This window comes from Paenibacillus sp. FSL E2-0201 (assembly GCF_037963325.1).
GTDB lineage: Bacteria > Bacillota > Bacilli > Paenibacillales > Paenibacillaceae > Paenibacillus_AQ.
On sequence record NZ_CP150154.1, the window covers coordinates 1245544 to 1270326 of the forward strand.

Here is a 24783-nt window from a genome sequence, read left to right on the forward strand (position 1 = left end):
AATATATAGAAGCTATAATAAGCTTGTCAAGTTGAGGAGTCGAGTTGACGCTCAAAATAAATCGAACGATATCTCTTTTTTTTACCAATATATATTGTAAGACCGAAGGAGGGGGTTGAAAGGGATGAAACATCCAAATGAAAATTCTAAGCTCATTACGCTTGCGCAAGCCGGCAGTCGTGAAGCGTTCAGTGAGTTATATGATGCAACGATCCGGGATGTATATCAGACCGTTCATTTCCTCGTTCGTGAATCATCTGATGTGGATGATATTGTTCAAGAAATTTATTTGCAGATGCACCGGTCTCTTGAACGCTTCGACATGGAACGCCCCTTTAGACCCTGGCTTATGGGATTGGTCATGAGACAAATTTATGCCTATCGGAGGAAGAGATGGACGCATCTTCGAATCCTGAAAAAGGCAGAGCATGCTGATTTGATCATGGAACACGAATTTACGAATGATGTTGTGGACAGATTATCCAACCAAGCCCTGCTAGCAAGTGTAGAGTGTCTTCCATTTAAGCTGAAACAGGTGATCATTCTGCATTATTTAAACGAATTTTCCCAAGAAGAAAGTGCCTTGATACTAGGTATTCCTCTCGGAACCGTGAAATCTCGTATTCATGCTGCACTGCACAAGCTTCGCCAGAAGCCAGCGAACCATATTCTTTTTAAGGGAAAGGTGGTGGACCTGGATGAATTTCAATGAAGAGCTACGGACAGCTCTGCAGGAAGAGGCTAGAAATTGTACAGCCCCACCGGAACTGAAGGAGCAAATACTAAATAGGACTGCACCCAAACAAGGGGGAAGACGAATGAAAAAATGGCTTGTAGCAAGTATTTTGGCGGCAGCATTATTAATTCCTACTGGAGCTTATGCCGGATATAATTATTTGGCGGACACCCTATATGGCTCACAGATAACCGTTGCTACGATTGGAGTAACCCAGCAACAATACGATAGGCTTGAAGCCAAGCTGCAGAACGCGAAGCAAACCTTTAACGAAGAGGAATTCACAAAGCTGATGTCCTTACTGAAAGAATTGGGAGCTTATAATCTGCAAATGGCTGATGCTGAAGGCGTCTTTCACCTAGAACAATTAAGTGCGCAGGAGAAGAAGGCTTACAAGAAATTACAGATGGAGCTTGAACCTTATTTTGAACAAATGAATGAAGCCAAAACATCAAAGAAATCAGTGAAATCCGTTGATCGTGATACTTTCTGGAATAGCTTGCTTGAAAAAGCTGAACAGAGGCTTACAAATAAGGAGTTTGAGGAAACTAAACGATTAATAATTGAGTTACAAAGCTATGATGCCAAGGTATTTGATTCAGATGGTAGTGTTCATATGGAACGGCTTTCAAATGAGGAGATACAAAACCAAGAGAAGTTAATGGAAGCGCTAGACCCTTACATTAAAAAGCTAGATTTGATGATTAAACCCAGCTCATAGTTGAATTTATATGCATGTATTGAATAACAATAGATAGAATTATCATCGGAAAAACCATCGGAAAAGGTCTATTACACCTTGCATTCTGATGGTTTTTGCTTTTTACTAATCTATAGTCTATACATTACTCACCGAATAATTGTATATTGAAGAGCGATAGGAAAAAAGTATTTGACCACTGGAATAATTAGACATATATTTATTAAAATACTATTAATTTATATCTGTATTATGTTGGGCGAAAGGTGGCTTTGATCATGAAGCGGATGACCATTCGTGCAGAACTGGCGGACTATCTCAAGAAGCATGGGACTACGATCAATCAGTTCTCAGAGGTGTCTAAGGTAAATTCAGGCACGATCAGTAATATCATTAATGGGAATCGTCCAATAGCCATGCAACAATTAGATCGAATTACAGAAGGTATGGGATTAGAAGAAGGCAGCTACTATGATTTATATGTGGATGAGTGTTTTGTACATTCCAATCCGAATTGGAGACGCCTTCGGCCATTTCTATATCGCTGTGCAGAGCTGGATAAGCTGGATTGTATTGCACGGGTAGTTGGGATCATGATGGACAGCTTATCTTATACGCCTTCGTTATTTGATACTGCGGAAGATTTTTTTGCGCAAGGGAAATATGAAGCAGCAGCGATGTTATATCAGAGTGTGGCTGAGAGTGAGAAGTATCAGCATTCAGAGCGTTTGGCTCTTTGCCAATACAGACTGTTCACAATCGCTTTGGGTGAGGATCAGGATGCTAATTTGCGAGCAGCGGTGCAATTTGAAGGATTTGTTAACCGGCTTGATGAGGTGGACCAGCTCGATGCGCTGAAAGATTTGGCGAATACATATAGCGCTTTGCGACATTGGGACAAGGTAAAGGCAATAGCTAAGGAAATGGGGAATAAAGCAACGATTCAATATCATTCCAAATACGAACGTGCCAGAAAAAGCAAGCTTCAAAAGGAACCCGAAATACCACTATTCTCGTATATTCAATACTCTTACATGTTACGTTCAGTAGTTTATAGAGAGCTTGGCAATTATGATAGAGCATTACATTATGTTAACTTATATATGGATATGAGCTGGATTCGTGAAGACACGGAAGAAGCTTTGCAGCATATCAATCAATGCATGGAGTGGGCGCGGGCTAATATTTACTTGCTGCGAATTTTAAAAGGGGATGTAACGGTGCTGCCGGAATATGTGGCATACATTGAACAAAGAGAGGAAGAAATTCTTTCAGGTCTGTTCAAAATCCTTCAAGCAGCTAATTACTATCAATTTAATGTGGATGATATTCTTCTGCGGTTTAAACAAAAAAAATCAGAATGTAGAGATCATCGCCTAGAAAATAGATCCTATAATCAACAAATCCTCGAAGATAGATATACCAACTTGATGGCTGAGATCGCTTCTTACTACATAAAAAGAAATGAATATGAGATTAGTATAAAGTATATAATGATAAGTTTGGAATGTTCAGTAAAGATAAATAGCGAATCATGTATTATAAAATGTGTTGGGATGTTCGAACAGCTAAGACACATAGCATCCATCGAAACGCAAAAAGAATATCAAAACCTAATTAGTAAGGTGCAGCGAATCAACGAAAAGAAAAATGGCTTTGTATCTAATATTTCTTGATCCTAAATCTTTATAGTACTGCACTCTATTGTAAAATTTGGAATTTGACATATGCCTCTAATATATTACTTTGAGGAGGTTGTGTTAATGAATAAGCCAGAAATTATCCAAAAAAGAATAGAGGGTGCTAGAGCCAAACTTTATTTAATGGAAAGGCAACACGGAGGATTGTTACATCCCAATGTGATCAGACAGTCCATGAGGTTGGATGAATTAATTAATGAGTACAATAAAGCCGTACATAACGATAACGAGAGTTGAAACAAGAAATTGATCCTATAATTTTCGCTCTATTCAATAGATAAGACTTACATAATGTTATTGCATTTCTGTATAAAACATAAAGCCAGCGCTTTGCGTGGGCTTTTTTTGTTTGTATATTCCTAAAAAATAAATCTAACTCCCAGCTTGTCATGCCCGTCTGCATATTGCGGCCAAGTCCCTCATAGACATGTACTAATCAATGCATTCAAAACAGGTTAAGGGGATGATGTCATGCGCCGGACAATATGGGTACTCGCGATCATTATGAGCGTGGCCCTGGTGATGACGGGGTGCGGGAAGAAGGATGCCGCTTCCGTGGTCAAGGATTTGAACAATGTGGCTGACAAGTTGGAAAGTAAGCAGGGAACGTACCAAGCTTCAGGCATTATGACCCTATTCACCGGCGAGCAGCCGCAGGAGTATAAGGTAGAGGTATGGTACAAGAACCCTTCTTATTACCGGATCAGCTTGGCAAATGTTCAGAAGGATATTACGCAGATCGTGCTTCGTAATGATGAGGGAGTATTCGTACTCACACCAAGTATGAATAAGAGCTTCCGCTTCCAGAGTGATTGGCCGGACAATCAAGGTCAGGTTTATTTGTATCAGACGCTAGTTCGGGGCATCGTCTCTGATAACAATCGTCAATTTGTGGAAGATGGAGATAACTATGTGTTTGAGGTAGCTGCGAATTATCAAAGCAATGCTCTTGTGCGGCAGAAGATTTGGTTGGATAAAAAGACTTATGAGCCTAAACAGGTTCAAGTCTCTGATTCTGAAGCTAAGGTCGTTGTGGATGTGAAGTTTGACACCTTTAAATTCGATACAGATTTCACAAAGGATTCCTTTGATATGCAAAAGAATATGACCACAGGTGCTGCTTCAGAAAGCACAGTAGCTGAGGTTGACGAAAATGGAAATCCAGTAGTAGTTCCGGAAGGTCAGGAGCAAGAGGGGCAACCAGTCGCTGCTGAGCTTGGTGACTTTGGGATCATCGAACCGGGATATGTTCCGGCAGGTGTTGAGTTGAAGGACTCCCATAAAATGGAGGGGAACAAAGATCATGCCGTTCTCATCCGGTATGATGGGGTTTATCAATACACCATCATGGAGGCCCGTCCATTGGACCGTGCAGTAGCGTTGGCTCCTGGAACACTGATAGATCTTGGTTTTACCGCAGGACTTCTTAGTGGTGATGAGCAGCAGACGTTGACATGGATGTCTGAGGGTATAGAGTACAGAATTACAAGTGCTAATCTTCCTGTTAACGAAATGATGCAAATTGCCGCTTCTATGGAGGCACAATCGGGTAAATAATATAAAGTAGGCGGATACTGCGTTTTGTGGGATTCTTTCCTCTACAACGTAGTATCCGCCTTTCTATATTTGCCAGCACTCCAGCCTCTTTGATCTGAAGGCAAAAGATAACTGAGGTCACATTGACAGCCACCTTCCATAGCATTACCATGAGTACTAAGACAATGATTGATGTTATGCAGCTATGACGTTTTACTACAACGTAAGAAGGTGACTTTGAAGTGCAAGCAAGCTATCGACCGACAGTAGCCGAAATTAATCTGGATGAATTGCGTGCCAATTACGAAGCCTTTCGCCGCTACTTGCCGGCAGAGACAAAGTTTATGGGATGCGTCAAAGGAAATGCGTACGGCCATGGAGCAGTGGAAGTAACACGGGAACTGGAAAGACTCGGAGCAGATTATGTTAGTGTGGCTTTTTTGGATGAAGCATTGGAGCTGCGTCAGGCGGGAATACTGATTCCTATACTGGTGCTTGGCTACACTTCTCCAGAAGGGATAGCCGTTGCCTGGGAGAACCATGTAACTGTAACACTGTTCACTCCGGAAGTATTAGAGGCTATCAGACAGCTTCCTATAGATCCGGATCATCGGCTGAAGGTGCATATCAAGATTGATAGCGGGATGGGGAGACTGGGGCTTTTACCAGCTGACGCACCTGCATTTATCTCTGAAGTGCAGTCTGTTGCGCAGGCGGAGCTGGAGGGTATGTTTACCCATTTTGCCAAGGCAGACGAACTAGACAAAAGCTATACACTGGAACAGCATCGACGGTTCATGAGCGTGGCGGAAACGCTGCGGGAGCAGAACATTCAGATCCCGATCATACATACGGGCAATAGCGCTACGGCCATTGATTCACCTTATTTATCCAGCAACATGGTGCGGGTAGGCATCAGCCTGTACGGATTTTATCCCTCAACTGAGGTAAACCGTCAACTGGTAGATCTACATCCGGTAATGACGCTGAAGACGCAGGTTGTATATGTGAAGAGCCTGCCTCCTCATTGGGGCGTCAGCTACGGCACTCGGTACTTCACAGACAGCGAGGAGATTATCGCAACGCTACCTGTGGGGTACGCAGATGGATATTCCCGCATGCTAACTGGCAAAGCGGAGGTGTTAATACGTGGACGCCGCGTTCCTGTCGTCGGAACAATCTGCATGGATCAGTGTATGGTATCACTCAAATCTTTCGCTGAAGAAGCGGAACAAATTAAAGCAGGCGAAGAAGTTGTACTCATCGGGCGTCAAGCTGACGTGATGGTCACGGCAGACGAGTTGGCTCTCCATCTTGGAACAATTCACTACGAGGTAATTTGCATGCTGGCTCATCGGGTGCCCCGCGTTTATATCCGTGAAGGCACACTTCCTAAGTTAGTAAATGCTCTGCTACAATCTTAAAGTTCTTGACAGTGATGTTATTCAAGGGAGAAAATAGAAGGAATTGTATCGTATTAGGAGATATGACTAAAAGCCTATACGAACCGCCATTTCTAGTTTATAATGGGATGCAGCATACTTGATATACTGGCGGCATATATTCCTTGTATAAAATTCCTTGTATATTGCAACACTGGAACACAAGGGCAGAAGGTTTGTGGGGGTGGAAGAGAAGGTGGCCAATTTGCAGAACACCAAAAGAATCATGATCAGCTTGCCCGATCATCTCTTACAGGAAGTGGACGGAATTGTTCAATTGGAGAATTCCAACCGGAGTGAATTGATTAGGCAGGCCATGAAGCTGTATTTGAGCGAACGGAGGAAACGTTCTATCCGGGAGTCCATGCAGCGCGGCTACATGGAAATGGCTAAGATCAACTTGACCATGGCATGCGAGGCGTTCCTCGCGGAGGAAGATGCAGACAGCACTCTTGGCCGCTTAGTAAGCGGGGTGTAGACATTGATCGTTAAACGTGGCGATGTTTTTTTTGCTGATCTTTCGCCGGTTGTAGGTTCTGAGCAAGGCGGAGTAAGGCCAGTACTGGTTATCCAGAATGATATTGGCAATCGCTTTAGCCCGACGGTAATTGTGGCTGCAATCACAGCCCAAATCCAGAAGGCTAAATTACCTACGCATGTGGAAATTGACGCAGCGGCTCATGGCTTTGACAGGGATTCTGTTATACTGCTGGAGCAGGTTAGGACGATTGACAAACAACGCTTAACTGACAAGATCACCCACCTTGATGATGAAACGATGAAGAAGGTGGATGATTCGCTGCAGATCAGCCTTGGACTGATTGATTTTTAATCACCTAGGGTTATAGATAATCCATGAGATAGGCGCTCGGGTACGAATCCGGGCGTCTTTTGATGTGCATTTTTGCGTACTGATGGTAAAGAAGGATTAGGGGTTCACTTTTTTGAAGTGTTCTGATAACATTAGACCGTACGGTCGGTTTAGGAGGTGCTTAGAATCAAAGGACGTTCAGATGGAGAAGAAACAAAAAAACGAATTGTACTTAAAGCCACACAGCTGTTTGTTCAGAAGGGGTATGCAGCTGTAACCATGAATGAAGTTTGCGCAGCCTCGAATGTCAGCAAGGGCAGCTTATATCATCATTTTCCGAGCAAGGATGAACTTTTTCTATATGTAGTAGAAGAGGATACGGTGCAGTGGCTACAGGCGTGGGAAGATAAGAAGAAGGAAATTGTAGGTGTTCAGGAGCGTTTATATGCGTTAGCCGAGCACTATGCAAATGATTTCCAGAATCCGTTGATTCGGGCGCTTGAGGAATTCTCAAGAGGTAGAGCTCATCCGGAGGATATCACTAAGCGGCTTGCTCTTTTATATGAGGCTGCCTCGCATGCGTGTCGCGATCTTCTGAAGGAAGGCATGGACACGGGGGATTTTATTAAGGGTGACTTAGAGGATTATGTGATTATTGTAAATGGTATGCTCGAAGGGATCGGGCGAGCTGCTGAATGTTCTATTCCTGAAAAGACTCCGGAAGATATCAAAAAATATTACCGGGAATCAGTACGATTGTTATTACAAGGGATATATACGGGGTAAGATATATGGGGGCATGAAAGAAGCTTTACATTCAGGAATTATGAAGGCTGAAGCTTCTCGAGGGCACCGGAAATGGAAGGACTATTTTTTTGGCTATAATTTAGACCGGATGGTCGGTCTCTACAGTAAAACTACTACTCGAAGAATTGGCTTTAGAAACCACGGAGGTTAACACAATGTCGTTACTACTTAGAAACAGAGGCGCAATGCTTCTTGTTATGCTTAATATTTTTCTTGCTTTTACAGGAATCGGGCTTGTAGTTCCTATAATGCCTACTTACATGAATGAACTTGGGATCACCGGAAGTACCGTGGGGTTGTTAGTGGCTTCATTCTCACTTGCCCAATTATTAGTATCACCATTCGCGGGCAGGTTATCCGACAGAATTGGCAGAAAAAAAGTGATTGTTGCGGGTCTGATCGTGTTTGCTTTTTCAGAGCTGCTCTTTGGTCTGGCAAATGTATCCTGGCTTTTGTTCGTTTCCAGATTGCTCGGTGGTGTAGGTGCTGCATTAATTATGCCGGCAGTTATGGCCTATGTAGCGGACACGACTTCTTTTGAAGAAAGAGCTAAAGGCATGGGGCTAATTAATGCAGCCATTACTACCGGATTTATTATCGGTCCAGGAATTGGCGGCTATCTTGCTGAGCTTGGAATGCGGGTGCCTTTTTTCTGTGCAGCGGGTGCGGCTGGGGTTGCAGCTCTAATTACAGTTTTGATCTTGCCTGAGTCTCTGTCTGCAGAGAAGCGGATGGAAGCGAAGGTATCGAAAAATAATCAAGAGAGCTTCTTCACGCAATTGATGCGCTCTTATCGTGAACCGTATTTTTTCGGATTAATTATTGTATTTGTCATGGCTTTTGGATTGGCTAATTATGAAACGGTGTTCGGATTGTTCGTGGACCATAAATTTGGCTTTACTCCTAAAGATATTGCATTCGTGATTACCTTTGGCTCGATCGCCGGTGCTGTAGTGCAGGTATCTGCGTTTGGCTGGATTCTGAATAAATTCGGAGAGAATAAGGTAATCTCCACTTGTCTTATAACTGCTGCAATGTTTATTCTGTTGACGCTGTTTGTAAGTGGCTTCTGGGCGATTTGTGCGATTACCTTTGTCGTATTCTTGGCTATGGATATTCTTCGACCAGCAGTAGGCACTCAGCTATCCAAAATGGCGGGGGAATCGCAGCAAGGCTTCGTAGCAGGGATGAACTCTGCTTATACGAGTCTTGGTAATATCGCAGGGCCTATCGTTGCAGGATATCTTTTTGATCTAAGCATTAACTTCCCATATGTGGCAGCGGCGTTTGTTCTAGCATTATGCTTTATGTTGTCACTTAGTTCCGGCAAAAGAGGAATGGGACAACGCGCTTAAACCATTGAATCTGCCCCCTCGCTAGGCTGGACTTTGGTACAGAGCCGATCTGTGATACTATTTTAAGTATGAGAACAAGAATTGTATAAGCAGATTGTGTACGGGAAGAGGGATACTAATGACGGTAGATAACAGCAATACGGGAGTCATTACGGATGAGGCGGCCGCACAGCGGGAGCAGGAACTGATTACTGTAGCGATTGCCAAGGAATTAAACATTAGCCTGAAGCAGGTGCGTACAACGGTTGGACTGCTGGATGAGGGGAATACGATTCCGTTCATCGCCAGATATCGGAAGGAAATGACGGGTGAGCTGGACGAAAATGCGCTGCGTGATATTGAAGAACGGCTGGCTTATCTTCGCAATTTGGGCGAACGTAAGAAAGACGTGATCCGCAATATTGAAGAGCAGGGCAAGCTGACCAAGGAGCTTCATGAACAAATCACTAACGCAGTCAAGCTTCAGGAAGTGGAGGACTTGTATCGTCCTTTCCGGCAGAAGCGTAAGACTCGTGCTAGTGTTGCCAAGGAAAAAGGCTTAGAGCCGCTTGCCAACTGGATTATGGAGCAGCAGAGACAAGGGGACCCACAAACCGAGGCTGCGAAATATATAGATGTTGAAAAAGGAGTAGAGACCCCAGATCAAGCACTTCAAGGCGCGCTAGATATCATCGCCGAGAATATTGCTGACGATCCTGCGATCCGCTCTTGGGTACGGCAATATACGGCAAGTCAGGGCATCCTTGTGTCTGAAGCTAAGGATGCAGAGCAGGAATCCGTATACGAGAACTACTATAGCTACCGTGAACCTGTACACAAAATGCCACCTCACCGTATACTCGCTATTAACCGCGGTGAACGGGAGAATATTCTGAAGGTAGGCATTGAGGTTGTCACTGACAAAATTCATGCTTACATTGCGCGGAAAATCATTAAAGGGCCATCCCCGGTGAAGGAGCTTCTGGAAGCAGTGACCGAGGATGCTTACAAACGTCTGATAGCTCCTTCTGTAGAGCGTGAAGTTCGTGGAGAGATGACCGAACGGGGTGAGAACCAAGCGATTTCGATCTTCTCTGGGAATCTACGCAGCTTGCTGCTGCAGCCGCCCGTTAAGGGACGTTGTGTGCTGGGTGTTGACCCTGCATACCGTACCGGCTGTAAGCTGGCCGTCGTAGACGATACGGGTAAGCTGCTTGAAGTAGCCGTGACCTATCCTACGCCGCCGAACAACAAGAAAATTGAAGCTGCAGCTAAGTTTAAAGAACTAATCGCTAAATATGGCATTCAGCTTATCGTGATCGGAAATGGGACAGGCTCTCGTGAAACAGAACAATTTACGGCAGAAGTGATCGCCGATATTGGCGATCCAGAGCTGGCCTACCTGATCGTAAATGAAGCGGGAGCGAGTGTCTATTCGGCTTCCAAGCTGGCGCAGGAAGAGTTTCCGGATCTGGATGTGGCAGAGCGCAGTGCGGCTTCAATCGCCCGTCGTGTGCAGGACCCGCTGGCAGAGCTGGTGAAGATCGATCCGAAAGCTATCGGTGTGGGACAGTATCAGCATGACGTCTCCCAGAAGCATCTGGAAGAGAGTTTAAAGGCTGTCGTAGAATCGGCGGTTAACCATGTGGGCGTAGATGTGAATACGGCATCTCCAGCCTTGCTCTCTTACGTAGCAGGCGTTAATGGAACGATTGCTAAAAATATCGTTAAGTACCGTGAAGAGAACGGTAAGTTCACGACACGGAAGCAATTGCAAAAGGTACCTCGTCTAGGTGCCAAGTCCTATGAGCAATGTATCGGCTTCCTGCGGATTCCTGGTGGAGACAACACCTTGGATCGCACGCCTATTCACCCCGAGTCTTATCCGGTGGTGGATCGGTTGTTCCGTGAACTAAGCCTAGATGTTAACAAGCTTGGCAGCAAAGAAGTGGCTTCGCAGCTGGAGGCACAAAATGCCGAGGAGCTGGCTGTGAAGCTGGATGTCGGCGTGCCAACGCTTCGAGACATCCTGGAGAGCTTGCAGCGTCCGGGCCGCGATCCGCGCGAGGAGCTGCCGTTACCGATCTTCCGCACCGACGTGCTGAAGATCGAGGATCTGGTTCCCGGCATGGAAATGCAGGGAACCGTCCGCAACGTGATCGATTTCGGCGCATTCGTCGATATCGGCATCAAGAACGATGGGCTGGTGCATATTTCCCAGCTCAGCGGCAGCTTTGTGAAGCACCCGATGGACGTTGTCTCCGTAGGAGACAATGTCACCGTCTGGGTGATGGGTGTTGACCTGAAGAAGGGCAGGGTCAGCCTGACCATGCGTCCACCGCGTGTTGAGGCGGGAAGCCTTAATTAAATAAACAAAGAAAGCCATCTATTCCTGGAGTAGATGGCTTTTTTCAATATAAGAAAGTATAAGTTTCACGCTATCCTTATCTTTATAGTTCTCGCATAACTGCTAACTGTTCTTATAGGGATGCAAAGGCGTTTATGCTTGTTTGAATGAATGGTATTAACACAGCATGACCTATGAGGGTCTCGTTAAATTATTTAGCTTAGTAGCTAATTCATTTAGATTGCGGATGCTGACTACTGTTTCAGAAACATGTTGTTGCTGAACCTCAGCGCTCGCAAGAACCTGCTCAATTGCTGCTGTATTCTCTTCGGTAATCGCAGTCACGGAATGGACTTCACCTAGTACAAGGGAGGAAGCGTGTTTGATGTGATCATTCCTATTCTTCAAATCTTCTGCTTGTTCAAGCACCTGTTGTGTATTATTCCGAATACCCTCGAACAATCGAGCAATATCATCTGCGGAATTTCTTCCGGATTCTACAACTAGCAACCCGTTAGATACCATATCGCCAACCTGAGCAATATGACTTTGAATGCTTCTAAGAATTTGAGTAATGTCTGCGGAGGCATTGTGGGAGCTCTGTGCTAATTTACGGATTTCATTGGACACCACTGCGAATCCTTTGCCATGTTCTCCTGCGTGTGCGGCTTCAATAGAAGCATTTAGCGACAAAAGATTCGTCTGCTCAGCGATCCCCACGATACTGGAAACAATCGATTCAATCTTCTGATTCTCTTCATTCATTTGTGTCAGCAAGTCAGCAGTACTCTTTACGATATCCGTGACCTCTGACATATTTCCAGTTAAGCGAACGATTTGCGCTTGCCCCTCTTGCGTGATTTGATCGGTATTACGGCTTCTTGTGCTCATTGAGATGGATGCCGTATTTGCCTGCGTAGCCGATTCGTTTAATTGCTGCATGGCATTTGAGATATCGCTGACACTTTGTGCTTGTGATTCCACTCCGCTGGCAATCTCTTGAAAGGCAGTCACGACTTCTTTGGAAATTCGATCTGTAGTCAATACGTTGTTATTCATTAGGTTACTAGATTGACTCAGAACTCCTACGGATTCAGTAACACCTTTTAGAATGGTTTCCATTTCTGCTCTAGCATGTTCAGCTTCGTTGCTGCTCTTAGACATATTTTTGAACATTTTCGTACCAATCTGACTCTGATAGATCAGAACCAATATCATGACGATGAGAAGTGTATTAATTCTTAATACATCTACTGAAGCGTAAATTGGTTTCGTCATCAGGAAATAGTTGAGTAAGATCCAAGAAATTACTCCATTAAGGAGTAGCGGACGATAGTTGTGATAGAGGGATACGATGCCTAGTCCCCAATATAGAATAAATGTGCTTATAATGCTAGTTCCTGCATCGATATAGAAGTATGTAATGATATTAAAGCCAATAGCTGTTATGTACATAATATAGGGTGTAGCCACACGTTTCCAAATTAGTATCGTACACAATAAGCCAAGGGGTACCGCTGCTGACATAATCGCCATGATTGTTTGTGGAAATCTGTAAAGCGAAATTGAACCGAACAACAAACAGCCCCAAAACAAGTAAATAATTAATTTGTTTCTCTGGTGTAATTCGGACATCTGATTCAAGGGCATATTCACACTCCATAATGTAATAGTACTTCTGATTTTTTAGTTTAAGAGATTCCTGAAATGATGTCTATGATGTTAAGCTCGGGGATGTTCAGAACAATGATGTTTGGGAGAGTAATTAGGGAAAAACTCCCTGAAAAAAGCTGATATTTGCATAAAATCAATGGAATTAGGGAATTCCTCCCTGATAATTAGGCGAATATCTACATTTACCAACGAATCACCTGAATTATAGGGAGATTTTCCCTAATTAGTAGTCTGAAGCGCAGAATTTTTTTGATTTTAGGGAGAAATTCCCTAATTATCATCAAGGCATCAGGTAAGTGTCTATGATTCTAAAAAACACAAAAATCCCCTAGGTAAAATGGAGTTACCAGCACCATTTCAAATCCAAGGAGAGGCTTTTTTGTGTTTTTAGATGGATGATGAAAGTCTTTATTCCGCAACAATCAAGCTCGTACGTTTGGGTTTAAACTTCTGTAGGAAGCTTCGATCTATATTACGGTCGGTAATAATGTACCCGATTTTATCGAGTGAGGCGATGCCGATGGTCACATCTTTCCCGAATTTAGTATGGTCTGCGGCAACATAAACCTCTTTGGAGAGATCGATAATTTTTTTACGAGTTTGGGCTTCCTCCAGGTTATAGTCGGAGATGCCTTTTTCAAGGGTAATGCCGCTTGCGCAAATAAAAGCTTTAAGGATATTTAACTCACTGAAATTAAATAGATAATCATATGCAATGACAGACTGCTCATTTAGCCGGACCTTTCCGCCGATGATAATAAGCTCAACCGCACTGTTCATCAGTTCGTTAACCACAGGAATGGAGTTCGTAATGACCGTGAGATTCTTTTTATTCTTGATATATTTGGCGATCTGATAGGTGGTAGAGCCGCTGTCCAGATAGATGCAATCCCCATCGTTGATATATTCGCTGCACTTTTGCGCGATCATTTTCTTTTCCTCTAAGTGACCGACCATCCGCGCATCCATTGGAGATTCGGCAAACTCCGATTCCACCAGTTTAATTCCACCATAAATCTTCTTGATCTTCCCTTGCTTGTCCAGCAGGTTGATATCTCTGCGAAGGGTATCGATAGAAATATTAAGCTCTTCTGCTAGCTCCGGCAGCTTCTGAACCTTTTTCAACATTAAGATTTCTATGATTTTCCTTTGCCTTTCCAGTGGAAACATGTTATCACCCATTCAAAGTTTATATCGCTTTCGATAGTTGAAGTATAAAGGGATTAGGATAGGGTAGCAACAACTCCTTTGCAACTTAGTCATGATATACTTATAATGTAGTCACAACTTATTTAAATTTTACATACATTTTACGTAACTGTTTATCCTCAAAAACAAAACCTTTTTATACTGAGGTTGTACTTGAGGAGGTGGAACCTTTGCTTAAATTACAAAACATAAGCAAGCATTACGATAACAAGGTTGTTCTAGAGGATATTAGTCTAGACATCCAAGCAGGGGAAATTGTCTCCTTACTCGGCCCCAGCGGGAGTGGAAAAACCACCTTGCTAAACATCATCTTGGGATTGGCTAAGATGGAGCAGGGGCAAATCATTTTTAATGATCAAGATTTAAGTAATGTACCCATGAAGAAACGCGGATTTAATATAGTGTTCCAGGATTATGCGTTGTTCCCTAACTTAAATGCTTACGAGAATATCGTTTATGGTCTGAAAAATAAAAAGGGATTAACGTCGGAGCATGAGGTTCAGGAGTATATCGAGTTTCTGGAATTAAAGCCGCATTTAACGAAGAAGATTGGCGCTCTATCCGGTGGGCAGAAGCAAAGGGTGGCTTTGGCAAGAACGCTCGTGATGAAGCCCAAATTATTACTGCTCGATGAACCTCTAAGCGCACTGGATGGAATCATCAAGGAATCTATTAAAGCCCGGATTAAATCCATCGCCAGAGAATATAAGCTTACGACGATTATCGTCACCCATGACCCTGAAGAGGCGTTAACCCTGTCGGATAAAATTCTCATCATTAATCAAGGTCATATTGCCCAGTTCGGAACGCCTCAAGAGATCATTCAACAACCTAGCAATGATTTTGTAAAAGAATTTATTCTGGGGCAGCTGCAAGTGAAACGGGAAAATATCTATAACCTGTTCGGTGAACATTATGCCTAAAGCTAAACCGGAAATGCGGATCATTTTTATCCCAATCGTATTGTTATTTATCGTTTTCCTGATCTTGCCACTGGCAGTTTTATTCATTCGCTCGTTTGAAACGGACCAAGGTTATTCGGTATCCAATTATCTCACCATTCTGGCAGATCAAGAGATTCGAGAGTCCATCGGAAATAGTATGAAGGTCTCCGGTGCGACGGCACTCATCACTACTGTTCTAGCTTTTATCCTTTCCTATACTATCCACTGTACAAGAATCTATCGCCCTTTAAAAAGCATCATTAGAACTGGAATCCTGATCCCCATGCTGCTGCCTACGATTACATATGGGTTTGCGATAATGTACTCTTTTGGCAACCAGGGACTGATTACTAAAATCTTCGGGCGGAATTTATTTGAGATTTATGGATTTAATGGTCTGTTGATAGGCTACGTAATTTATACCTTACCTTCGGCTTTCCTGCTGATTCATAATTCGTTCAAGTACATTGATAAAAAGTTCATCGTCGTCTCCAAGCTTATGGGTGACGGGACGGTGCGCAGCTTCATGAACACCATTGTTAGGCCTTTGTGGGGCACCTTGGGAGGGGCGTTTATTCTTTCTTTTATCCTGAGCTTCACAGATTTCGGGATCCCTGCATCGGTGGGCGGGACTTATAACGTAGTTGCTACACAGCTATATCAAGTCATGCTTGGGGCGATACCGGATTTCAACAATGGTGCTGTGATTGCTGTACTGATGTTAATACCGGCGGCGTTTGGGGTGGTGCTGTTAACTTATCTTGAAAAGTTCAATTTCCATTATGACAAGGTGACTGAAATCGAGATGATCCGGAATAAAGGCAGAGATTCGGTTCTTGGACTGATTTCATCCGTGATTCTAATCGGACTGCTGGCGGTGTTTGCTGTCATGTTCGTTGCACCGCTGGTGAATGGCTATCCTTATGATCTAACGTTTACGTTCAAGCATTTTGTGGATGTTTTTCAATCAAGCGATTTAATCAATGTATATAAAAACTCCTTGCTGGTAGCAGGATTGACGGCAATCATAGGTACGATCGTAGCGTATGCTGCGGCTATCATTAATGTACGAACACCTATAAAAGGGAAAGCGACTTTCGACATCCTGTCGATGGTGACGAACACGGTACCGGGTATGGTCCTTGGTCTGTCGTATCTACTTCTGTTCAATAACAGCAGTCTCAAGGGAACCTTTACGATTCTTGTGCTCTGCACCCTTGTTCATTACTTTACAACTCCTTATTTGATGGCAAAGAACTCTCTGGCGAAAATGAATCCATCGTGGGAAACCACTGCTGAATTATTAGGTGACAGCTGGCTGCAGACGATTCGCCGGGTCATTCTGCCGAACTCTGCATCCACGGTGATAGAGATGGTCAGCTACTATTTTATCAATGCGATGGTTACCATTAGTGGAATTATCTTTCTAGTGACTGCCCAAACCTCGGTAGTGGCTAGCAAAATAAAGGAGTTGCAGCATTTCGCCAAATTTAATGAGGTGTTTGTCCTATCCATCCTGATCTTTTGCACCAACCTTATTATCAAGCTCCTAGGTGACTATTTTCAGAAAAGGCAATCAAACTCTCGTTAGTTAACGATTTTAAATATAAAAAAACCAGTTAAAGTGAGGGAGAAATTATGTCTAAGAGAATTAAGGGAATCAAGGGGATTATGTTGTCTATCGTGTCTTTGAGTTTGGTGTTTACATTAGCAGGTTGTGGAAATAAAGCATCGGGTGATGCGAGTAAAGTAGTGATTTTGACCAATGCGGATGAAGAAGCTGTGGCTTCTATGGAGACTGCGCTAAAAGGTGCGGGGTACGAAGGGCAATATCTCTTTCAATCCTTGGGTACTTCAGAGCTGGGTGGAAAGCTGATGGCTGAGGGAGACAAAATTGAGGCTAACCTGATCACGATGAGCTCTTATTTTGTAGAAAGTGCGCAAGAGAAACACAGCATGTTCAAAGACCTATCGTTTACGACGAACGCGCTAGATTCCTATCCAGCCTACTATACGCCGATCTTGGCGAATACCGGTGCTATTTTTGTTAACACAGCGGTTCTTAAAGATAAAGGACTGGCAATGCCAACGTCCATTAAAGATTTAACGAAACCAGAATTTAAAGGCTTGGTATCTGTTCCGAACATTATGGATTCTTCGACAGGCTGGTTGTTAGTTCAGGCGATTATTTCGCAATACGGTGAGGAAGAAGGCAAAACGGTTCTGCATGATTTAGTTGCTAATGTAGGCCCACATCTGGAAAGCTCCGGTTCCGGTCCGATTAAAAAGGTAAAAGCAGGAGAAGTAGCTGCAGGCTTTGGACTTCGTCATCAGGCAGTACTAGCTAAAGAAGAAGGCGCACCGATTGACTATGTAGATCCAACGGAAGGTAACTTCTCGCTTACAGAATCCGTAGCCGTGGTGAAAAAAGATGATGCAACGACAGAACTGGCTATGAAAATGGCAGAAACGATTATTAAAGATGCTAGAAAAGACTTAATTACAAATTACCCAGTAGCTCTTTATAAAGATGAAACGGTTAGTGATATCCATAAACCTGCACACAGTATGAAATTTGTTAAGCCGTTGACTGTGGAATTGCTGGAGCAACATCAACAATTCTTTAAAGAAAATAAATAAGATTAGAAGGAGTGAAGGGCCATGAACAACTATAAATTACTGACACCCGGTCCATTGACAACTACTAACACGGTCAAAGAGCAAATGCTCTTTGACCGTTGTACTTGGGACCAGGATTATAAGAATATTACACAACAAATCAGATCCAGACTTCTGGATTTGGCAAGGGCAACGAACGATGAATATACGACAGTTCTCATGCAGGGTAGTGGTACGTTTGCAGTGGAATCTGTGCTGACTACGGCGATTTCAGCGGATGATAAGCTTTTGATTATTACAAACGGTGCCTACGGAGAACGTATTGTGCAAATGGCGCAATATATCGGACTCCATTATCGTGTGTATAGTGCCCTATATAATGAATTCCCCCAAGAGGCAGAGCTTAGAGGGATTCTTAAAGAGGATCCAGCCATTACGCACATTGCGATGGTGCATTGCGAGACGACGACAGGGATTCTTAACCCGCTTGAGATGATCTCACAACTGGCAAAAGCCTGCGATAAAACATTAATTATCGATGCGATGAGCAGTTTTGGCGGAATAGAGATTGATGTTCCTGGGCTTGGAATTGACTATTTAATCAGCAGCGCCAATAAATGTATTCAGGGTGTTCCGGGGTTTGGTTTTGTCATTGCAAAACTGAATAAACTGCTCACCTGTAAAGGAAATGCACGTAGTTTATCACTTGATCTATATGATCAATGGAAGGCGATGGACGCGGATGGGAAATGGCGCTATACGTCTCCGACCCATGTAGTGGCTGCTTTTTCGAAAGCGATTGAAGAACTGATCGAAGAAGGCGGCATTCCTGCAAGGGCAGCAAGATACCAGAATAATAACCGCGTACTGAGAGAAAGACTTGCGAGAATAGGAATAGAGGCGTATATCACAGACGAGAAGCAATCTCCTATTATAACCACCTTTCTTTTTCCGAACGAGACATTCAGCTTTGAAGATTTCTATGAATATGTGAAAGAAAAGGGGTACGTCCTTTACCCAGGCAAATTAACGGAGCATGATACCTTCCGGATTGGGAATATTGGTGAGATTTACGAAGAAGATATCCAGAACTTATGTAATATTATCGAAGCATACATGGGAGGAATGACACAATGAATCAAATCGAAGGCGTAATTCTGGATTGGGCAGGAACAACGGTTGATTTTGGCTGCTTTGCACCGGTGAATGTGTTTCTTGATATTTTTCGGGAAGCTGGGATTGAAGTTACGATGCAGGAAGCTAGAGCCCCTATGGGGATGCTGAAAATAGATCATATCCGCGCGATGATATCCATGCCAAGAGTAGGTGGCTTGTGGGAAGAAAAGTATGGCAGAGCTTTTACTGAACAGGATGTAGAGAACCTGTATGCTGAATTCGAACCGGCCCTGATGGCATCCTTATCCGAATATACTGATCCGATTCCGCAGGTTATTGAGACCGTCCAAGTGCTCAGAAGCCAAGGACTAAAGATTGGTTCAACTACTGGATATACAGAGTCCATGATGGAAGTTGTCATTCCGAATGCCGCTGGGAAGGGCTATCAACCGGATTATGTAATCACGCCAGATGGAACGCATTCACTGGGAAGACCTTACCCGTATATGATTTATCATAATATGGAAGCTTTAAAGCTATCGGCAGCATGGAAGGTTGTTAAGGTAGGCGATACGATTTCAGACATTCAAGAGGGTGTTAATGCAGGCGTCTGGTCCGTAGGTGTAATCATTGGAAGCTCTGAAATGGGCTTAAGCCAGGAGGAATTTAATGCACTTTCAGACGTGGAGAAGGAAACGGTGATCTCAGCGACACAGACCTCTTTTATTCAAAACGGGGCAGACTTTACGATTCAATCGATGAGTGAGCTGCCTCAGCTGATTGTGAGAATCAATGTACTGATTTCTCAAGGAATCAGACCTTATGCGAGATAATCATGAGCTAAAAAGAGAAGGTGACATCAACTTTAGCCCCTTACGGACAGAGTGGATGACTCAGTTAAGCGCTGTGAGTATAGATAGGATCGAAGCGGACGAGCGTGCGTATATGCGACAATCCATGTCTACGCCGTGCTTGAACAGTATCGTAGATGCTGAGGGATGTTATATCACAGATGTGAATGGACGCAAATATCTTGATTTTCATGGAAATAGCATTCATCAGATTGGCTATAAGAATCCTTACGTAACTGAAGCTGTGAAAAAACAGCTCGACGAGCTACCGTTCATTCCAAGAAGATTTACGGCAGATATTGCGGTACAAGCTGCAGAAGCTTTAATCAACAAAACGACCTCAAAGGACTACAAGGTGTTGTTCACTCCTTCTGGAAGTGCAGCTGTAGGTCTGGCTCTTAAGATTGCTCGCAAATGGACGGGAAAACATAAGGTCATCTCCATGTGGGAGTCCTTTCATGGTGCGGGGCTGGATACGATCGCTGTGGGCGGAGAATATGTGTTTAAAAAGGATATGGGCCCGCAAATGCCAGGGATGCTAAAAGCCATTCTTTTTAACGGATACCGCAACCTGCTGAGAAGTTATTCGCATGAAGCAGTTGCTACCTTCTGCCTCGACTATTTGGAGTATATGATTCAACATGAAGGAGAGATCGGGGCGATCTTACTTGAGCCTATTCGGGCGACGGATACGCATATCCCGCCAACATCCTATTTCACAAGATTAAGAAAAATATGTGATGAATATGGGATTTTGCTCATTTTTGATGAGATTCCAACAGCGTTGATGCGGAGTGGAAGATTCTATGTTCATCAGCATTTTGATATCGAACCGGATATCCTCGTGCTCGGAAAAGGGTTAGGTGGAGGGGTGATCCCGCAAGCAGCGGTGCTTACCAGAACGCAATATGATTGTGCGGGGGATATTTCTTTGGGGCACTATACCCATGAAAAACCGGCGTTAGGAAGTGCAGCGATCTGTGCCACCATCGATTATGTCGATGACTTAAATCTGCAGGAACAATGTATCAGCAGGTCTGAATTTGTAAGAGGGAAGCTTGAGACTCTGTCGGCTAAACATCTTTGCATAGGAGATGTCCGTATTGCTGGACTACTGATTTCTATTGAACTTGTGAAGTCCAGAGAGACTAGAGAGAAGAATGAGGAATTAGCTGAGCGAGTACTGTATTATTGCTTGGAGAAGGGTCTTTCTTTTAAATTGGCAGGAGGGAACTGCATCACCTGGCATCCTCCGCTTATTGTATCTGAAGAGCAATTAACCTTTGCAGTTAATCTTTTGGATGAAGGCTTGAGTAGATATAGTTGAGGGATATGCAAGCTTCAAAACAGGTTTCTTCGGCTCCGTACTGGGGTTGAAGGAGCCTTCTTTGTTGTTTAAGGAGTGAAGGAACGGCTCTCTTTGGGTAAGTTTAGAGTAACAGTTGAAATACAGGCTTATTACTAGGAGGAGATAGACGTGGAAAATCCATTGAAGGAATTAAAGAATAGTGTGAATGGACTAAAGTAGTCCATTGACGGAGTTAAGAAATCGGTAGAGGGGTTGAAAGAACCTATAGATGAGATGAAGGTAAACATTCAAGCCACATTGGAGCAGGCGAAGGATAGATCTGAGGGACTCCAATCGGAGATCAATCGTCTGAAGGAATGCGTAGAGGAAACTAAGCTGGTTGTAACGGAGACAAAGCAATCGGTAATGGAGGCGGGCGAAGTGCTATACACCCAGAAACGCTATAAAAGATTGTTGAACCGAAACCGAAAAACGAAGCCTGCAAAGGCAGGCAGTCGTTAACTAGTATAAAAGGAACTGTAGGAGCGATAGCGCCGTCTTTGTCTTAGTCACGACCCATACCTAGAATTAGTAATTATACGAATGGGTTGGAGCAGCATTTAAAAAGATCCGGAGCAGCTCGTCCACCGCAGTATCTAGACGGGAAGGACTTTCGGCTGCAAGCCAATCCTCTTGCACGATGATATAGCTGCAGGAGCTGCTTTTTAAATAGCTGTATATAATTTGTGCTTCGTCAATTTCATGGCGGCTGATTGCTACCGGGGCCTGGTTAAGTTCACCGCGGAAAGCGTCCATAATCGCTGATGTTATAACGGCTTGCAGGTGGGTGATATCGGGTTGATCATATTCGAGTTTAGTATGCATCAGGATGCGGTTACCCTTGAGCAATAGGAGTTTAAGCGTCTGTTCATCCATGGCTTCAAGGATCGCGATATTCTGATTCTCTGCAGCGAATTCGATAACCTTCTCTTTGTGAATGAGGAAGCGGATGGCTCCAATATAATCCCTGTATTTGGCGGCGGTTTCGAAGTCATATTGCTCTGCGGCCTCAGTCATCTGTTGTTCCATCTGTTCAAGAAGGCTGGCATCCGTTCCGTTTAGTAGGGCTATGACTCTATTAATGATTGTATTATATTGAACGGCGGCTTCTCCGCCTGCACACATCCCTATGCATAAGCCAAGCGAATGGTTTAGGCATAAGGAATTTTTGAAGCTAGGATTGCTGCAAAGGATTCTTGAGCTTTCCTTGATACCTTGTACGGCGCGTTCCACAGTACTTCTGCTCGTGTAGGGACCCCAAATCTGATTTCCTTCCTGAACAGCAGGGTCATAGGTAATCTCTAACGAACGCATTTTATCATCCGTTCCTATTACGATATACGTATAAGCCTGTGGATTTTTCATTTTTCTATTGTACATGGGCTTTATTTCTTTAATTAATTTGCACTCCAGCATAAAAGCTTCAAATTCGGTATCTGTAAGGATAATATCCAAATCTTTAATATGGCGAACGAGTTGTTTTACCTTTGGGGAATGGGACTTCGAGTTTTGAAAATATGATTTTACTCTCCGTTTCAACTGTTTCGCCTTACCAACATATATAATATGGCCGAGACCATCCTTCATGAGATACACGCCGGAAGTCAGGGGAAGGCTCTTTAGTTTCTCTGATAAATTGATAGTAACCCCTCCGTCATTCAAGAGTTGATTGATAGTTTTAGTATAAGCTTGCAACCTTCATTTGTTCAAATCAGTCTAAGTAAGAAATGATTAAAAGGTGAGGAGGAATCTTATGTACTTTGCAAAAAATATCGGTGGGCTGGCGCTGATAGCAGCTATGTTATGGCTTACTGCATGTAACGGAACTCCAGAAGCGGGTACGGAGCCGAAGCAGACACCAGAGCAGTCACAGACGGCACAACCCTTGGCTACGACGGAACCACCACAGCAGACGGAACTACCACAGCAGACGGAACTACCACAGCAGACGGAGCCATCAAGCACGGAGCAGCCGCAGGATCTAGAGGGATTGCCGCCATTAGTTGAGGAAGCTGCGTCTACGGTTATGAACGCCATTAGGAATAAGGATATGAAGCAACTAGCCGCATGGGTACATCGGGAGAAAGGGCTGCGCTTCTCTCCATATGCATACGTGGATACAAAACATGATCTTGTATTCACCCAGGATGAAGTAGAGGACTTAATGAATGATTCCACCAAAAGAGTCTGGAGAACATTTGCTGGCTCTGGTGATTTCATCGAGCTGACCTTCGCAGATTACTACAAGCGGTTTGTTTATGATGCGGACTTCATTCAGACGGCCGAGATTGCTGTGAACAAGGGGCTGGGTCAGGGCACAATGATTAATAATTTGAACGAAGTGTATCCAAAGGATCAATACGATTTCGTTGAATATCATATTGAGGGAATCGATCCTTCAGTGGAAGGGATGGACTGGCGCAGCCTTCGTCTAGTTTTTGAGAAGATTGGAGAGGATCATGCACTGGTAGGAATAATTCATGATCAATGGACGCCCTAGCTTAGGGGTCTAGATGACAAAGGATTTAGAACATGGGAAAGACCTCAAAAAACGAAGGTGCCTCAGTAGCCATTTCACGGCTTTTGGGGCACCTTCATTTGATTTGTAGCCTAAGAATCGAGTCCGGAGCTTTTATTGTGTAGCACTAGAAGAATAAGATGTAGATCCGGATACCGATTTAGCGATTGCATTATAGCCCTCTGGCAGATAAGTGACAACAGATGCTTTTGAAATCACTTGTGCGTACATTTTCCCTGGATCAGGAGCAGTCACATTAAAGTAAATCACAGCGGTTTTGTCTTTGCCAAATTCAATTCGCTCAATCACAAGTCCATACCCTGGATGAGGTAGATTATTAACGGTCAGCGTAGCCTTATTTACCCCTTCACCAGCTTTGGTTAGTGTAACCTCAGTCTCGTAGGCAGGAGTAGCAGGGCTACCAGTAGACACAATTACGCGTTTGGCAAAAGCGGCAGCATCATAGGTCAGAGCGGCTGCTTCTGAGCGGGTGATGGCATCATTTGGCCGGAAATTACCGTTCTTATCGAGTGTGGCAATATGTGTATTCAACAGGATCTGAAGGCTGTTTATAACCTCAGTAGAGAGTTTATCGCCATCCTTAATATCTATATACATCAGCGTAACAGGGAAATTACCTTTACTTTGCAGCGCTTGCGTCAATAAGTGTGCGAACTGAGCGCGGGTGATGGTTCCGCTAGGGTCCACTGTCCGGTCGAGTGAAAGGCCATTTTGCTTGGCAATCACAAATGCTGAAGCATACCAGGCTTTGTCGTTCACCTTATCAAAATAGTCGCTGGCTTTAGAAGAGCTACCTGACACGGGCTTCAGATTCAAGCCGCCTACGATGAACTGTATCCCTTGTGCAAAGCTTACTTTAGTTTTAGGCGCAAACTTATCTTTATCTACTCCGTTTATAATCCCCTCTTTGTGCAAAGAGTTGATTTTTGCTTCCGCAGGATCACCCTTCAAATCTGAAAAGGCAAAAGCGGATGCCCCAAAAGACATACTTGCTGCCAAAATGCCGCAGGCTATAGTCATTTTTTTAGCGTTATTTATGAATAATGATTTCTTCATTATGCGTCACCTCC

Annotated in this window: 24 protein-coding genes and 1 pseudogene; 20 read left to right on the forward strand and 5 right to left on the reverse strand. The window is 43.7% G+C overall.

Annotated features, from left to right (window positions below; genetic code table 11):
* Window positions 1-124 precede the first annotated feature (124 nt).
* The 12 genes from NSU15_RS05495 (at window position 125) to NSU15_RS05550 (ending at window position 11434) form a co-directional block, all read left to right on the forward strand.
* Window positions 125-712, forward strand: coding sequence for a sigma-70 family RNA polymerase sigma factor (locus NSU15_RS05495; RefSeq protein ID WP_042124719.1), 588 nt, complete (start codon window positions 125-127; stop codon window positions 710-712).
* Window positions 699-1457, forward strand: coding sequence for a DUF3600 domain-containing protein (locus tag NSU15_RS05500; protein ID WP_339289501.1), 759 nt, complete (start codon window positions 699-701; stop codon window positions 1455-1457). The genes NSU15_RS05495 and NSU15_RS05500 overlap by 14 nt, the downstream gene beginning before the upstream one ends.
* A gap of 254 nt (window positions 1458-1711) precedes the next feature.
* Window positions 1712-3112, forward strand: a complete 1401-nt coding sequence (locus NSU15_RS05505; RefSeq protein WP_042131890.1) for a helix-turn-helix transcriptional regulator — start codon at window positions 1712-1714, stop codon at window positions 3110-3112.
* Window positions 3113-3199: 87 nt separating this feature from the next.
* Window positions 3200-3373 (forward strand): aspartyl-phosphate phosphatase Spo0E family protein, encoded by a 174-nt coding sequence (locus NSU15_RS05510; RefSeq protein WP_197069747.1) that lies wholly within the window; start codon window positions 3200-3202, stop codon window positions 3371-3373.
* 234 nt (window positions 3374-3607) lie between these two features.
* A complete protein-coding gene (locus NSU15_RS05515; protein ID WP_042124723.1) occupies window positions 3608-4693 on the forward strand; it encodes an outer membrane lipoprotein carrier protein LolA in 1086 nt (361 codons plus the stop codon).
* A 221-nt stretch (window positions 4694-4914) separates the two neighbouring features.
* On the forward strand, window positions 4915-6096 hold the full coding sequence (gene alr, locus NSU15_RS05520; protein ID WP_339289503.1) for an alanine racemase: 1182 nt from the start codon (window positions 4915-4917) through the stop codon (window positions 6094-6096).
* A gap of 214 nt (window positions 6097-6310) precedes the next feature.
* A complete protein-coding gene (locus NSU15_RS05525) occupies window positions 6311-6592 on the forward strand; it encodes a CopG family ribbon-helix-helix protein (protein WP_025698676.1) in 282 nt (93 codons plus the stop codon).
* A 3-nt stretch (window positions 6593-6595) separates the two neighbouring features.
* Window positions 6596-6946, forward strand: coding sequence for a type II toxin-antitoxin system PemK/MazF family toxin (locus tag NSU15_RS05530; RefSeq protein ID WP_042124727.1), 351 nt, complete (start codon window positions 6596-6598; stop codon window positions 6944-6946).
* Between the two features lie 156 nt (window positions 6947-7102).
* Window positions 7103-7711 carry a TetR/AcrR family transcriptional regulator gene (locus tag NSU15_RS05535; protein ID WP_052414476.1) on the forward strand — a complete coding sequence of 203 codons (609 nt, stop codon included), beginning with the start codon at window positions 7103-7105 and terminating at the stop codon, window positions 7709-7711.
* A gap of 13 nt (window positions 7712-7724) precedes the next feature.
* Window positions 7725-7883 carry a hypothetical protein gene (locus NSU15_RS05540; RefSeq protein ID WP_339289505.1) on the forward strand — a complete coding sequence of 53 codons (159 nt, stop codon included), beginning with the start codon at window positions 7725-7727 and terminating at the stop codon, window positions 7881-7883.
* Window positions 7884-7887: 4 nt separating this feature from the next.
* Window positions 7888-9087 carry an MFS transporter gene (locus NSU15_RS05545; protein WP_339289506.1) on the forward strand — a complete coding sequence of 400 codons (1200 nt, stop codon included), beginning with the start codon at window positions 7888-7890 and terminating at the stop codon, window positions 9085-9087.
* Window positions 9088-9205: 118 nt separating this feature from the next.
* On the forward strand, window positions 9206-11434 hold the full coding sequence (locus tag NSU15_RS05550) for a Tex family protein (protein WP_339289508.1): 2229 nt from the start codon (window positions 9206-9208) through the stop codon (window positions 11432-11434).
* Window positions 11435-11605: 171 nt separating this feature from the next.
* On the opposite strand, the gene NSU15_RS05555 is transcribed toward NSU15_RS05550, so the two are convergent.
* Window positions 11606-13063, reverse strand: a complete 1458-nt coding sequence (locus tag NSU15_RS05555; protein ID WP_339289509.1) for a methyl-accepting chemotaxis protein — start codon at window positions 13061-13063, stop codon at window positions 11606-11608.
* A 432-nt stretch (window positions 13064-13495) separates the two neighbouring features.
* The gene (locus NSU15_RS05560; protein WP_339289511.1) at window positions 13496-14269 is read right to left on the reverse strand and encodes a DeoR/GlpR family DNA-binding transcription regulator; all 774 of its coding nucleotides are present in this window, start codon (window positions 14267-14269) and stop codon (window positions 13496-13498) included.
* 197 nt (window positions 14270-14466) lie between these two features.
* Here NSU15_RS05560 and NSU15_RS05565 point away from each other — a divergent pair, with 197 nt between their 5' ends.
* The 7 genes from NSU15_RS05565 (at window position 14467) to NSU15_RS05595 (ending at window position 21636) form a co-directional block, all read left to right on the forward strand.
* Complete coding sequence (locus tag NSU15_RS05565; protein WP_042124736.1) at window positions 14467-15219, forward strand: ABC transporter ATP-binding protein; 753 nt, start codon at window positions 14467-14469, stop codon at window positions 15217-15219.
* The gene (locus NSU15_RS05570; RefSeq protein ID WP_339289513.1) at window positions 15212-16831 is read left to right on the forward strand and encodes an ABC transporter permease subunit; all 1620 of its coding nucleotides are present in this window, start codon (window positions 15212-15214) and stop codon (window positions 16829-16831) included. Before NSU15_RS05565 ends, NSU15_RS05570 begins: the two co-directional genes overlap by 8 nt.
* Before the next feature lie 47 nt (window positions 16832-16878).
* On the forward strand, window positions 16879-17880 hold the full coding sequence (locus NSU15_RS05575) for an extracellular solute-binding protein (RefSeq protein WP_339289515.1): 1002 nt from the start codon (window positions 16879-16881) through the stop codon (window positions 17878-17880).
* A gap of 21 nt (window positions 17881-17901) precedes the next feature.
* Window positions 17902-18996: a 2-aminoethylphosphonate--pyruvate transaminase gene (gene phnW, locus NSU15_RS05580; RefSeq protein WP_042124742.1), complete on the forward strand. Its 1095-nt coding sequence runs from the start codon at window positions 17902-17904 to the stop codon at window positions 18994-18996.
* On the forward strand, window positions 18993-19808 hold the full coding sequence (phnX, locus tag NSU15_RS05585) for a phosphonoacetaldehyde hydrolase (protein ID WP_339289517.1): 816 nt from the start codon (window positions 18993-18995) through the stop codon (window positions 19806-19808). Before phnW ends, phnX begins: the two co-directional genes overlap by 4 nt.
* Window positions 19798-21153, forward strand: a complete 1356-nt coding sequence (locus tag NSU15_RS05590; RefSeq protein ID WP_339289519.1) for an aspartate aminotransferase family protein — start codon at window positions 19798-19800, stop codon at window positions 21151-21153. The genes phnX and NSU15_RS05590 overlap by 11 nt, the downstream gene beginning before the upstream one ends.
* 234 nt (window positions 21154-21387) lie before the next feature.
* Window positions 21388-21636, forward strand: a complete 249-nt coding sequence (locus NSU15_RS05595) for a hypothetical protein (RefSeq protein ID WP_339289521.1) — start codon at window positions 21388-21390, stop codon at window positions 21634-21636.
* 66 nt (window positions 21637-21702) lie between these two features.
* Here the strand turns inward: NSU15_RS05595 and NSU15_RS05600 are convergent, their stop codons facing one another.
* Window positions 21703-22539, reverse strand: a complete 837-nt coding sequence (locus tag NSU15_RS05600; protein ID WP_339291255.1) for a UvrB/UvrC motif-containing protein — start codon at window positions 22537-22539, stop codon at window positions 21703-21705.
* An 18-nt stretch (window positions 22540-22557) separates the two neighbouring features.
* Window positions 22558-22761 (reverse strand): annotated as a pseudogene (locus NSU15_RS05605) (GIY-YIG nuclease family protein); the annotation flags it as partial.
* Window positions 22762-22927: 166 nt separating this feature from the next.
* Here NSU15_RS05605 and NSU15_RS05610 point away from each other — a divergent pair.
* Complete coding sequence (locus NSU15_RS05610; protein WP_339289523.1) at window positions 22928-23674, forward strand: hypothetical protein; 747 nt, start codon at window positions 22928-22930, stop codon at window positions 23672-23674.
* 132 nt (window positions 23675-23806) lie between these two features.
* On the opposite strand, the gene NSU15_RS05615 is transcribed toward NSU15_RS05610, so the two are convergent.
* A complete protein-coding gene (locus tag NSU15_RS05615; protein ID WP_339289525.1) occupies window positions 23807-24769 on the reverse strand; it encodes an S-layer homology domain-containing protein in 963 nt (320 codons plus the stop codon).
* Window positions 24770-24783 lie beyond the last annotated feature (14 nt).

What these genes read in the sequence shown, in the direction of transcription:
- NSU15_RS05495 (WP_042124719.1), top strand. Translation starts at nt 125, where the DNA reads ATGAAACATCCAAATGAAAATTCTAAGCTCATTACGCTTGCGCAAGCC.
- NSU15_RS05500 (WP_339289501.1), top strand. Translation starts at nt 699, where the DNA reads ATGAATTTCAATGAAGAGCTACGGACAGCTCTGCAGGAAGAGGCTAGA.
- NSU15_RS05510 (WP_197069747.1), top strand. Translation starts at nt 3,200, where the DNA reads ATGAATAAGCCAGAAATTATCCAAAAAAGAATAGAGGGTGCTAGAGCC.
- NSU15_RS05515 (WP_042124723.1), top strand. Translation starts at nt 3,608, where the DNA reads ATGCGCCGGACAATATGGGTACTCGCGATCATTATGAGCGTGGCCCTG.
- NSU15_RS05540 (WP_339289505.1), top strand. Translation starts at nt 7,725, where the DNA reads ATGAAAGAAGCTTTACATTCAGGAATTATGAAGGCTGAAGCTTCTCGA.
- NSU15_RS05545 (WP_339289506.1), top strand. Translation starts at nt 7,888, where the DNA reads ATGTCGTTACTACTTAGAAACAGAGGCGCAATGCTTCTTGTTATGCTT.
- NSU15_RS05550 (WP_339289508.1), top strand. Translation starts at nt 9,206, where the DNA reads ATGACGGTAGATAACAGCAATACGGGAGTCATTACGGATGAGGCGGCC.
- NSU15_RS05555 (WP_339289509.1), bottom strand. Translation starts at nt 13,063, where the DNA reads ATGCCCTTGAATCAGATGTCCGAATTACACCAGAGAAACAAATTAATT.
- NSU15_RS05560 (WP_339289511.1), bottom strand. Translation starts at nt 14,269, where the DNA reads ATGGGTGATAACATGTTTCCACTGGAAAGGCAAAGGAAAATCATAGAA.
- NSU15_RS05570 (WP_339289513.1), top strand. Translation starts at nt 15,212, where the DNA reads ATGCCTAAAGCTAAACCGGAAATGCGGATCATTTTTATCCCAATCGTA.
- NSU15_RS05575 (WP_339289515.1), top strand. Translation starts at nt 16,879, where the DNA reads ATGTCTAAGAGAATTAAGGGAATCAAGGGGATTATGTTGTCTATCGTG.
- phnW (WP_042124742.1), top strand. Translation starts at nt 17,902, where the DNA reads ATGAACAACTATAAATTACTGACACCCGGTCCATTGACAACTACTAAC.
- phnX (WP_339289517.1), top strand. Translation starts at nt 18,993, where the DNA reads ATGAATCAAATCGAAGGCGTAATTCTGGATTGGGCAGGAACAACGGTT.
- NSU15_RS05590 (WP_339289519.1), top strand. Translation starts at nt 19,798, where the DNA reads ATGCGAGATAATCATGAGCTAAAAAGAGAAGGTGACATCAACTTTAGC.
- NSU15_RS05600 (WP_339291255.1), bottom strand. Translation starts at nt 22,539, where the DNA reads ATGAAAAATCCACAGGCTTATACGTATATCGTAATAGGAACGGATGAT.
- NSU15_RS05610 (WP_339289523.1), top strand. Translation starts at nt 22,928, where the DNA reads ATGTACTTTGCAAAAAATATCGGTGGGCTGGCGCTGATAGCAGCTATG.
- NSU15_RS05615 (WP_339289525.1), bottom strand. Translation starts at nt 24,769, where the DNA reads ATGAAGAAATCATTATTCATAAATAACGCTAAAAAAATGACTATAGCC.